Below are 6,071 nucleotides of genomic sequence, written 5' to 3'. Positions count from 1 at the left end.
AAATATAAAAAAACAACGATTCCTGGTGTACACCTATTGACATGAGTGATAAGAGTGTTATATTATATTCTATGGCATTTTATTTCTATACCACGGTTAGCCCCGGAAACTAATCGTATTTGAGATAAATAAACGTAACTAAAGATTTGAGATCTGAAAAATTAAAAATTCAGGAGGGAAACCGACATGCGCACAACTTTCATGGCAAATGAAAACAACGTGGAACGTAAATGGTATGTTGTCGATGCTGCAGGACAGACACTTGGCCGTTTAGCAAGCGAAGTTGCTGCGATCCTTCGCGGTAAGAACAAACCAACATATACGCCACATGTAGATACTGGTGATCACGTTATCATCATTAATGCAGGTGAGATTCAACTAACAGGTAACAAAATCAACGATAAAGTCTATTATCGTCACTCTAACCACCCTGGTGGATTGAAATCTCGTACGGCAAACGAAATGCGTAATAAATACCCTGAGCAAATGCTAGAACTTGCTGTAAAAGGTATGCTTCCAAAAGGAAGTCTTGGACGTAAGATGGGCAAAAAACTTCATGTTTACGCTGGAGCTGAACACAAGCATGAAGCACAACAACCAGAAGTTTACGAACTTCGCGGATAATAAAAGGAGGTAATCAAGAGTGGCACAAGTACAATACACTGGTACTGGACGTCGTAAGAGTTCTACAGCTCGTGTACGCCTAGTTCCTGGAACTGGTCGTGTAGTAGTTAATAAACGTGATGCTGAAGATTTCTTCCCATACGAAACTCTTCGCATGATTTTGAAACAGCCTCTAGCTGTTACAGAAACTGAAGGAAGCTATGACGTTTACGTAAACGTTCATGGTGGAGGTTTCACTGGACAAGCGGGTGCAATCCGTCACGGAATTGCTCGTGCGCTATTAGAAGCAGATCCTGAATACCGCACAACACTTAAGCGCGCAGGACTTCTAACTCGTGATGCACGTATGAAAGAGCGTAAGAAATACGGTCTTAAAGGTGCTCGTCGTGCTCCGCAATTCTCAAAACGTTAAGTTATCAACGTTTCAAAGGCTCTCAACCAATTTGGTTGGGAGTCTTTTTTTTGTTCTGCCATTCCCATAAAAAGGGACCTCAGGTCATCCAGATTCTGGATGACCTGAGGTCCCTTTTTATGGGCGGCTGGTGAATCATATTTCTTGTTCTTGTCCCATATAGTGAGGTAGAGAGAATAAGGGAGTGTGGGGATGGATGATTCGTCGTATGAAAACCTTCGTTTGGTTAGCGGGAATAGTGGTTCTCGTTTGTCTGGTATCCTATCCAATTCAGGAAGCGAAAGATGCCTGGACAGTTTGGTCATCGCCTCTTTCTGGAAAGGTCATTGTCCTTGACCCGGGTCATGGGGGGCCAGACGGGGGAGCGGAAGGATCCGATGGCACTCAGGAAAAAGAAATCACGTTGCAGATGTGTGAATACTTGAGGGATTATCTGCAAGAGGCAGGAGCTCTGGTGTATTTGACAAGGTATGAGGATATGGATTTATCTTCAGAAGATGCAGGTAGCCTCTCAAGACGTAAGTCCGAAGATATTAGGAATCGCGTGCAGTACATTGATGAAAAAGAAGCAGACTTCTACTTGAGTATCCATTTGAATGCCATCCCATCACCAAAGTGGAGAGGTGCTCAGACTTTTTATAACCCGAATGTTCCAGACAGTGAGCATTTAGCTAAGTTCATTCAATCCGAAATTAAAACCAACCTAGAAAATACGACTCGTGAAGCGTTGGGACTTTCAAATATATACCTGCTTAGACACGTGAAGGCTCCAGGAGCTTTAGTGGAAGCGGGCTTTTTATCCAACGCTCAGGAAAGGGAATTATTAAAGTCTGATGAGTACCAACGAAAGGTTGCAGCATCTATCTATCAGGGCGTTCTTCGATATGTGACGGAACGTGAATATCCTTCCAGCGATTGATTCGAGCAAATCACTTAGAAAGCGTTTCATGTATGTTATACTAGCAATATTGAAACATTTCTAAGGATGGTGAAACGGTTTGTTAACACAAGAGAAAGTACTTGAAATCCTACACTCAATCGAAGATCCGTTTTTACATAAAACGTTGGAAGAAACCGGTGGAGTTGAAGAAATAAAAATTAAAGAAGAAAAAAATCACGTCAGTGTGAAAATTCTAATTGCTAAAACGAATACAGCAGAGCAAATGGAATTGCAGCAGACGATAGTGAATGCTCTGAAGAGCGGCGGCGCTGCTACAGTAGGTCTTCGTTTCGATCAATTGCCTGAAGATGTTATCAGCAAATTCCAGCCAGCAGCTGAACAGCAAAAAGAAGCTTCATTATTGGATGGGAATGCGGGTACAAAGTTCATTTCGATCGCAAGTGGTAAAGGCGGCGTTGGAAAATCGACAGTTACGGTCAACTTGGCTGTGGCATTGACTCGCCTCGGTAAAAAAGTTGGTATCATTGATGCGGACATATACGGATTCAGTGTTCCGGACATGATGGGGGTAGAAGAACGCCCTGTCGTCCGCGGAGAAAAGATTATTCCAGTAGAACGATTTGGGGTAAAGGTTGTTTCGATGGGCTTCTTTGTTGAGGATAACTCTCCTATTATATGGCGAGGCCCGATGTTAGGGAAAATGCTGACGAGCTTCTTCAAGGAAGTGGAATGGGGAGACTTAGATTACTTACTTCTCGATCTACCCCCTGGAACAGGAGATGTTGCGTTGGATGTGCATTCCATGCTCCCTTCATCTAAGGAAATTATTGTAACCACTCCACACCCTACGGCGGCCTTTGTTGCTGCGCGTGCAGGACAAATGGCATTGAAGACAGACCATGAAATTCTGGGTGTTGTTGAAAATATGGCATATTTTGAAAGTAACGAAACTGGAAATAAAGAGTTTGTTTTCGGACGTGGCGGCGGTGTCAAGCTTGCTGAACAGTTACAGACAGCAGTGCTTGGACACATTCCTTTACAACAGCCTTATGAAGAAGAGGATGTATTTGCACCTTCTGTTTATCAATCAGATCATCCTACGGGCGTCATTTACAGAAATATGGCTGCAAAAATTATTGATAAATATTAATGAAAAATCACGCTTTCCCATCCCGGGATCGCGTGATTTTTTTATGGTGAAGATTGCTGACCCTGGCCTTCAGCTTGGCCGCCTCCAGACTCGTTGGGCTGCTGGCTGCCTTGGCCGTCCTGCTGAGATTGTGAACCTTCGCCACTCTTCATTTTTTCAGCGGCTTTTAACAAGGTTTCACTCATCTTCGCTTGGAAGACGGGGCTGCTTAGGGTCTCTTCAATTGTTTTCTCGAGGTGAGCACGGAACTTTTGGCCTTGCATAACGGTAACCATTTGATCCATCATTTCTGGATTTTTGTATATTTCAATCAACAGCTTTTGGTATTCAGCGTCTTTCATGAGTCCTTTCATCAAGTCTTTTTCTTGTTCCTCCAGGACTTTGCTGAATCCTTGAACGAATTTAGGATCAGAAAACAGCTTGCTCCAAAAAGCTTTTCCCTTTTCTGAAACTAACGTGTCACTAACGGCTTGGGACACAACTCCCGATTCAAGTGCCATTGATTGTTGCATTTTTTCATCAGAGAGAACTTCCGTAATGGCCTTTTTCCCGTCATCTGTTTTTAAAATATCGACAATCATTTTTTTAGTTGTATCGTAGTCCACCTGTTCGCTTGCCCCTGAACTGCCACCACAAGCTGCCAGGAAAACAAGAAGGAAGACAGGACACAATAAACGGAGTTTGGACATTTTGCATGTCCCCTTTCTTAAGTTCTCCTTACGTTTACTATCTGCTATTCGGCAAATTTTATTCGACATAAGGAAAAATGAAGCGCTTCATGATAAAATACGATGGTAAAGTCTTTGTAATAGGGGGAACATGCGTGAATAGTCGCAAATGGGTGAGGCTGTTTTTAACGACGCTTTTTTTAGGCGGCGTTCTGACACTCGTGACCAGTTTCATATTAAAACATGAGTCCTATGCAAACGTTCTTCAGCCATTTCAATTATTTGAGCTGATTGGTTTGCTGTTATTTTTTGCTGGGTTCGGTTTTATATTCAGTATCATAAGTCAAATGGGTTTTTTCGCATATTTGACCGTAAACCAATTCGGAAAAGGTGTCTTTCGTTCTTTATGGATCCCAGTCCAATTGTTTTTACTTGCTTTTACGTTGTTTGATTTAGTTTATTTCAGGTATCAAGCTGCTGAAGGAGCATCCTTGTGGCCGTTTATATTGACGGCATTAGGGCTGTTTATCTTGTCTTTGTTGGTAGCCTGGATAAAAGCGAAAGAAACGAACAATCACGCTTTCATTCCAGCCTTATTTTTCATGGTCGTGGTTACGACTGTTGAATGGGTACCTGCTCTTAGAGCGGATGGAAACGACTATGTTTGGCTGATGATCATTCCTTTGTTCGCTTGTAATGCTTATCAATTACTGCTATTACATCGGTTGACGAATGATCAGAAACAACCAGCATAAAATAGAAAAGCCACTGTGATTTTCGTCACAGTGGCTTTCATTAATTAATTTGAGTCGTTTCTGATTCTCCTCCGCTTACCAATTCCGTTATACTCACAAACTTCAACCCTTTTTGCTTTAGGCCAGGTAAAATAACTTCAAGAGCTTTAGGGGTTTGTTTTACTGAATCCGAAGCATGAAGGAGGATGATATCACCTTTAGAACCTTGTTTTAAAACTTGATCAATAATATAGTTCGTTCCAGGGTTTTCCCAATCATGCGGGTTTACACTCCATTGCACAGCCTGCATGCCCTCTTTTTCAATCAGCGTCAATACTTCTTTATCCATATGGCCATGAGGTGGACGAATCCATTTCACATCCTTAAAGCCTAATTTATCGAATGCTTCTTTAGCTTGCTGCAAATCAGATACTACCTGCTCAGGCTTTAATTCCAGATAACTTTCATAGGCATACCCCATCATACCAATTTCGTGCTTTCCTTCTTGAATCTCGTCCATAATGTCAGGATGACGCTCCGCCCATTCCCCGCTTACGAAAAAAGTAGCTTGAGTCTTATGAGTCTCCAATTGTTTTAATATTTCATGTACCTTATCGTTTCCCCAGCTAATATTAAAGGTCAACGCTACAAGGGACTGATCTGTACTTCCTTGACTCAATGCCCTCGGTTCACCATCATTCGAAAAAACAGGAAGTTGACTCCACTGACCAATCCAAAGCAACACCGCACAGAAAAAAGCCAGCAATACGACAATACCGTACCGTTTTAAACGGTCAGCTTTCAAGGTATAAAAAGTCAATCCCATCACTTCCCTTCTTACCAATATGTTCTATACATATGAAAAAAAGGACAACCTATGCTAAAAATACTGAAAATAGGGTAAAAATATAAAGAGTTGCTAATCAGGGAGGTTCTGGTGATGTACGGAATAATGATTAATGAGCAAGAAAGACGTGAAGTCGAGTATTTATTGAAAAGAGAAATGGAAGAGATTACGTTCGATCTCGGAGACCATAGGATTGACCAGGGGCTTAAGAATGCAATGGAAGACCGATATGAAGTTCTGTTTCAAATTTTTCGTAGGTTTGCTAATCGTGATGAAATACTTCAATATATGCCGCGTAAGAAAAAGCAAAATTAAAGACGATCGTTGAAAGCCCGGGGGTTTTATCCCTGGGCTTTCCTTATGAAGAGTTAATGAGTAATAGATCATTTTTATAAAAAGGTGAGAAATTCAAAAGAAAGTATTGCAATTTGTTTTTCTTCTGTGCTATATTATTAATCGTTGTCGGGAAAGACAAGCACATATAAGCGAGTCGGATCGACGCATTAAATTATCATGAAAAAAGTCGTTGACACAAACGAAAAACCATGATAAATTAGTAAGCGTCGCTTTGAGAGAGAAGCGGCAAGCCGAAATGGCTCAAAAAAAATCATGAAAAAGTTGTTGACTTCAAGCAACTAACCATGATATACTAATCAAGTCGCTGTTTTGAACAGCGCGCGAAACATTTTGATCTTTGAAAACTGAACGAACCAACCAGTACGTCAAAACATTCTT

The 6,071-nt window shown here is 41.4% G+C and carries 8 protein-coding genes; 6 read left to right on the top strand and 2 right to left on the bottom strand.

Annotated elements, in window-relative coordinates; all coding sequences use genetic code 11:
• The first annotated feature begins 186 nt into the window (after window positions 1-186).
• The 4 genes from rplM to LD39_RS08375 all read left to right on the top strand — a co-directional run bounded on the left by rplM (window position 187) and on the right by LD39_RS08375 (window position 3,087).
• On the top strand, window positions 187-624 hold the full coding sequence (gene rplM / locus LD39_RS08390) for a 50S ribosomal protein L13 (protein WP_035545138.1): 438 nt from the start codon (window positions 187-189) through the stop codon (window positions 622-624).
• Window positions 625-643: 19 nt separating this feature from the next.
• The gene (gene rpsI, locus LD39_RS08385) at window positions 644-1,036 is read left to right on the top strand and encodes a 30S ribosomal protein S9 (RefSeq protein ID WP_035545137.1); all 393 of its coding nucleotides are present in this window, start codon (window positions 644-646) and stop codon (window positions 1,034-1,036) included.
• 196 nt (window positions 1,037-1,232) lie between these two features.
• Window positions 1,233-1,955: an N-acetylmuramoyl-L-alanine amidase CwlD gene (cwlD, locus tag LD39_RS08380; RefSeq protein ID WP_035545136.1), complete on the top strand. Its 723-nt coding sequence runs from the start codon at window positions 1,233-1,235 to the stop codon at window positions 1,953-1,955.
• A gap of 79 nt (window positions 1,956-2,034) precedes the next feature.
• Window positions 2,035-3,087, top strand: coding sequence for an Mrp/NBP35 family ATP-binding protein (locus tag LD39_RS08375; RefSeq protein ID WP_035545134.1), 1,053 nt, complete (start codon window positions 2,035-2,037; stop codon window positions 3,085-3,087).
• Between the two features lie 41 nt (window positions 3,088-3,128).
• Here the strand turns inward: LD39_RS08375 and gerD are convergent, their stop codons facing one another.
• Window positions 3,129-3,776: a spore germination lipoprotein GerD gene (gene gerD / locus LD39_RS08370; RefSeq protein ID WP_035545131.1), complete on the bottom strand. Its 648-nt coding sequence runs from the start codon at window positions 3,774-3,776 to the stop codon at window positions 3,129-3,131.
• A gap of 134 nt (window positions 3,777-3,910) precedes the next feature.
• Between gerD and LD39_RS08365 the strand changes: the two genes are divergently transcribed.
• On the top strand, window positions 3,911-4,510 hold the full coding sequence (locus tag LD39_RS08365) for a KinB-signaling pathway activation protein (protein ID WP_035545130.1): 600 nt from the start codon (window positions 3,911-3,913) through the stop codon (window positions 4,508-4,510).
• A 40-nt stretch (window positions 4,511-4,550) separates the two neighbouring features.
• Here the strand turns inward: LD39_RS08365 and pdaB are convergent, their stop codons facing one another.
• Window positions 4,551-5,315: a polysaccharide deacetylase family sporulation protein PdaB gene (gene pdaB / locus LD39_RS08360; RefSeq protein WP_035545129.1), complete on the bottom strand. Its 765-nt coding sequence runs from the start codon at window positions 5,313-5,315 to the stop codon at window positions 4,551-4,553.
• A gap of 114 nt (window positions 5,316-5,429) precedes the next feature.
• Here pdaB and LD39_RS08355 point away from each other — a divergent pair, with 114 nt between their 5' ends.
• Window positions 5,430-5,651 (top strand): hypothetical protein, encoded by a 222-nt coding sequence (locus tag LD39_RS08355; RefSeq protein WP_035545127.1) that lies wholly within the window; start codon window positions 5,430-5,432, stop codon window positions 5,649-5,651.
• The last annotated feature ends 420 nt before the right edge of the window (window positions 5,652-6,071 follow it).

Source organism: Halobacillus sp. BBL2006 (assembly GCF_000786645.1).
Classification (GTDB): domain Bacteria; phylum Bacillota; class Bacilli; order Bacillales; family Halobacillaceae; genus Halobacillus.
Note: the sequence above shows the minus strand (reverse complement) of the source record. Positions and strands in the feature narration are given on the sequence as shown.

Excerpts from the sequence above, each read along its gene's own strand:
- rplM (WP_035545138.1), top strand. The coding sequence starts at position 187 with ATGCGCACAACTTTCATGGCAAATGAAAACAACGTGGAACGTAAATGG.
- cwlD (WP_035545136.1), top strand. The coding sequence starts at position 1,233 with ATGATTCGTCGTATGAAAACCTTCGTTTGGTTAGCGGGAATAGTGGTT.
- gerD (WP_035545131.1), bottom strand. The coding sequence starts at position 3,776 with ATGTCCAAACTCCGTTTATTGTGTCCTGTCTTCCTTCTTGTTTTCCTG.
- pdaB (WP_035545129.1), bottom strand. The coding sequence starts at position 5,315 with ATGGGATTGACTTTTTATACCTTGAAAGCTGACCGTTTAAAACGGTAC.
- LD39_RS08355 (WP_035545127.1), top strand. The coding sequence starts at position 5,430 with ATGTACGGAATAATGATTAATGAGCAAGAAAGACGTGAAGTCGAGTAT.